The sequence below is a fragment of the Dietzia sp. UBA5065 genome, from assembly GCA_002415925.1.
Classification (GTDB): Bacteria; Actinomycetota; Actinomycetes; order Mycobacteriales; family Mycobacteriaceae; genus Dietzia.
In genome coordinates, this window is record DIAZ01000123.1 from 1 (window position 1) to 3868 (window position 3868).

General features: G+C 73.6%; 4 protein-coding genes. 1 reads left to right on the forward strand and 3 read right to left on the reverse strand.

The features are described 5' to 3' along the window. Window positions 1–31: 31 nt before the first annotated feature. Entirely contained in the window at window positions 32–1474 is a 1443-nt protein-coding gene (locus B4M60_RS09520; RefSeq protein WP_291082790.1) for a sensor histidine kinase, read from the reverse strand. A gap of 84 nt (window positions 1475–1558) precedes the next feature. On the opposite strand from B4M60_RS09520, the gene B4M60_RS09525 reads away from it, so the two are divergent. Beyond that, window positions 1559–2371: a PaaI family thioesterase gene (locus B4M60_RS09525; RefSeq protein WP_291082793.1), complete on the forward strand. Its 813-nt coding sequence runs from the start codon at window positions 1559–1561 to the stop codon at window positions 2369–2371. A gap of 111 nt (window positions 2372–2482) precedes the next feature. Here B4M60_RS09525 and tpx read toward each other — a convergent pair whose 3' ends face one another. After that, window positions 2483–2980, reverse strand: a complete 498-nt coding sequence (tpx, locus tag B4M60_RS09530) for a thiol peroxidase (protein WP_291082796.1) — start codon at window positions 2978–2980, stop codon at window positions 2483–2485. A gap of 40 nt (window positions 2981–3020) precedes the next feature. Continuing rightward, on the reverse strand, window positions 3021–3824 hold the full coding sequence (locus B4M60_RS09535; RefSeq protein WP_291082799.1) for an adenylate/guanylate cyclase domain-containing protein: 804 nt from the start codon (window positions 3822–3824) through the stop codon (window positions 3021–3023). Window positions 3825–3868: the final 44 nt, after the last annotated feature.

Sequence of the window (3868 nt, forward strand, 5' to 3'; positions counted from 1 at the left end):
CTAGTCCCCCGGCCCTCAGTCCACCGGGCCCTCAGTCCACCGGGCCCTCGAGGTCGTCCGGGACCGCGATCCCGACCTCGACCGGCAACTCCACGACGAACCGCGCGCCTCCGCCGGGTGCGTCCTCCACCCGGACACCGCCGCCGTGGGTCCGGGTGATCTCGGACACGATGGCCAGGCCCAGGCCGGATCCGCCCGTGCCCCGGGCGCGGTCGGCGTCCAGGCGGGCGAAGCGATCGAAGACCGTGTCCCGCTGATCGGGCGGAACGCCCTCGCCGTCGTCGTCGACGGTGATCACGGCGCGCGGCGCCGCGGGGTCCGTGCGGTCCACGGCCAGGCCCAGGGACACCCTCCCGCGCGCGTGGCGGCGCGCGTTGTCGACGAGGTTGCGCACCACCCGAAGCAGGGCGTCGGGGTCCCCGACCAGCCGCGCGGGCTCCACGGAGACCGAGACCTCGAGGGAACCCGGGGCGCCGAGGCCCCGCAGGCGGGCGGCCTCGGAGAGCACGATGTCGTCGAGGTCCACGTCCTCCCGGCGCAGCGGCACCCCCCGCTCGTCGTTCTTGGCCAGGACGAGCAGGTCCTCGACCATCGCTCGCATGCGCTCGACCTCGGGCAGGAGCAGGTCGTCCACGGTCTCGACGTCCACCGGCGTGCCCGAGGTCGAGGACAGCTCCAGCAGCGTCGACAGGGTGGACAACGGGCTCCGCAACTCGTGGGACGCGTCGCCGACAAAGGCCACCTGGGCCGTGCGGGTCGCGTCGAGACGGGCGAGCATGGCGTTCATGGTCCGCGCGAGGCGGGCGATCTCGTCCTCCGCCTCGGGGACGGGGACGCGCTCCCCGCGTCCGGAGGCGGAGATCTCCGCGACGCGGGATCGGATCGCCTCCACGGGCCGCAGGACGCGTCCCATGGCGTAGTAGACGAAGACCGCCGTCGCCAGGCCCACCACCGGCACGAACGACAGGAAGAGGATGGCGCCGGCCATGAGCACGGTGTCGTAGCGCTCGGTCTCGGTCCCCACCTCCACCGCGAACGTCACCCCGCCGACGTCCGTCCCCACGGCCGTCACTCGGAGTTCGGTGCCGTCCGGTGCGGTCACCTCGCGCTGGACGACCTCGCCGGCTCCGGGCACCGCCAACGCCGGGACGTTCTCGAGTCCGCGGGTGACCTGCCCGGCCACCAGCCGGTTCCCCGGGGCCACGATCCGCACCAGGTCCACGCCCGACATCGGCTCGGAGACCAGCGCGAGGGCCGCCTGCGGGCCGCGGGTCGACAGTGACTCGGCCACATCGACCGCGCGGTTCCGGTCCGTGGTGTCGATCGCACTGTGCGCCGCCGACCGCAGGACCAACCACGCGCCACCGGCCCCCGTCGCCAGCACCAGCATGACGATCGCGGTGGCGATCACCGTGGTGGCGACGCGGATCGGCCATCGCCGGGGGGTTGTGAGGACCTCGCTCGTCAGGGGCACCGGTCCATTGTGCTGGCCGCCGGGGCCGCGCGGGCCGCGCACCGACGCCCGGGACGGAACTAGAACACGTGTTAGCGTCGCGGGGTGAGGGAATCGCAGCACCACGGTCCGGAGCCCCGCCTGGGGCTCACCTTCAGCCAGGCCGAGGACGGCAGCGTGAGCTGGCACCAACCTGTCGCCGACCAGTGCGTCGACCCGTCCGGCCGGTTCGCCACCGGAGGGCTGGCGGTGCTGGTCGACTCGGGGCTGGGCGCGGAGAACCACCGCCGCCGCCCCAAGGGGATGTGGACCGTCACCACCGAGCTGCGCCTCGACCTGATCGCTCGACCGCGCGAGGGCTCGACCGGGCTGGGGATCCGCGCGGACCACCTGGGCGACGACGGTCACTGCCTCACCACGCGCGGGGAGGTGATCGACGACGACGGCAAGGTGGTCGCCGCGGGACTGGTCAAATCCATGGAGCTCGCGGGGGTCGTGGACCCGGACGACTACGACGACGAGCCGCCCTGGCCCTCCGCGCTCGCGCCGGGAACGCTGGCCGAGGTGTTGTGCCTGACGCTCCACGAACGCCGCGACGGCCCGGCCGGCACGCTCGCGGTCGAGGCGGTGGTCGCTCCGGAGCCGGCACTGGCCAACCCGCTGGGCAACCTGCACGGTGGGGTGTTCGCCGCGGTCGCGGAGGTCGCGGGCTCGGCGGTCTTCTCGCACGAGCGACAGGTCAGCTCGTCGTCGCTCGACGTCCGGTACGTGCGCCAGATCCCGCTCGTCGGCCCGGTCACGGTGAGGGCCGAGGCGGTCCACGACGGCCGGAGCTGGGGGATCGCGCAGGTGGTGACGAGGGACGACCGGGGCAGGGTGTGCGCGGTGGCCTCGGTCACCGTCTACGGCCGGCGCTAGATCTGAGGCCGACGCCAGAACTACGGTCGGCGCTAGAACCACGGCCCGTCGCCGGAACGACCGCGGCCCGCCCCGAGGGGCGGGCCGCGGCGAGGTGCGGGGTGGGCGGGCTCAGGCCAGGGCGCCGAGCGCGGCGTCGTAGTCCGGCTCGGTGGTGATCTCGTCGACGAGCTGGGTGTAGACCACGGTGCCCTCGGGGTCGAGCACCACGACCGAGCGGGCGCACAGGCCGGCCAGCGGGCCGTCGACCATCGTCACGCCGTAGTCCGTGGCGAAGTCGCTGCGGAAGGTCGAGCCGGCGGAGACGTTCTCGATGCCCTCGGCGGCGCAGAACCGGCTGTGCGCGAACGGCAGATCGGCCGAGACGTTGACCACGACGGTGTTGTCCAGGCCGGCGGCCTTCTCGTTGAAGGTGCGGACCGACTGGGCGCAGACGCCCGTGTCGACGCTCGGGAAGATGTTCAGCACGACCTGCTTGCCCGCGAGCGCGGAGGACGTGACCGGCGCGAGGTCGGCGCCGACGAGGTCGAAGGCCGGAGCGGCCTGGCCGACGGCGGGGAGCTCGCCGGACGTGGTGACGGGATTGCCCTTGAATGCGGTGGTTGCCATGTGTCCGTTCTACCGGACAGCCGTCGCCCGGGGGTCGCACTCAGCGGGGGGTCGCCACGAAGACCGCGATCTCGTGGGGGACTCCCTTGACCTTTTTGAGCCGGAACGTCCTCTTGGGCCGGGTCGCGACGCGCGCCGGATCGAGCCCGGCGCGCGTCGCGTCGCTGACGAGGATCTCCCCCGGGCCCGCCTTCTCCGCGAGCCTCGCCGCGATGTTGACGTCCACGCCCAGGTAGTCGCCCCCGATCACGCGGGGGTGCCCGGTGTGGATTCCCACCCGGAGCCGGGGGTGCCACCCCGCGACCTCGACGGCGTCGACCCCCGCGGTGCAGGCCACGGCGGCGTCAAAGGCGAGCTGGGGCGAGGGGAACACGGCCATGAGACCGTCGCCGAGGCGCTTGACCACGTGGCCGCGGTGTTCGAGGACCTCGGGTTCGGTGGCCGCGGCGACCGTTCGCAGTAGTGCGAGCGATTCCGCGTCGCCAGCCCGCATGGCCCAGTTCGAGAACCCGACGAGATCGGTGAAGACGATGGTGACCTCGCCACCGTTCCCGCTCCTGCCGGTGCGCTCGAGCAGGGCGTGCCACACCTGGAGACCGCCGAGGGTCACCTCGCGCGATGCCGTGGGGCGGTCGTCGAACAGCCGCCCGGCCAGCCGGGCGACGGTCCCCGCGCCGTCCCGGCCGGCGGCGGAGAGGGGATCGCCGAAGCCGGAGTCGCCGGGCAGGGCCCGGCGGGCCCGGCGCACCGCCGCGACGGTCGTGGGGTGCCTGTCCGCGTCGCGGACGCCCGCCGTCATCCTGGCCGCCGCCGCACGTACCCGGTCCCGGTAGAGGTTCGACATGAGGACGAGCGTAGATCCAGGGATCAGTCGGCCGGTGTCGGTGT

What these genes read in the sequence shown, in the direction of transcription:
- B4M60_RS09535 (WP_291082799.1), bottom strand. Translation starts at nt 3,824, where the DNA reads ATGTCGAACCTCTACCGGGACCGGGTACGTGCGGCGGCGGCCAGGATG.
- tpx (WP_291082796.1), bottom strand. Translation starts at nt 2,980, where the DNA reads ATGGCAACCACCGCATTCAAGGGCAATCCCGTCACCACGTCCGGCGAG.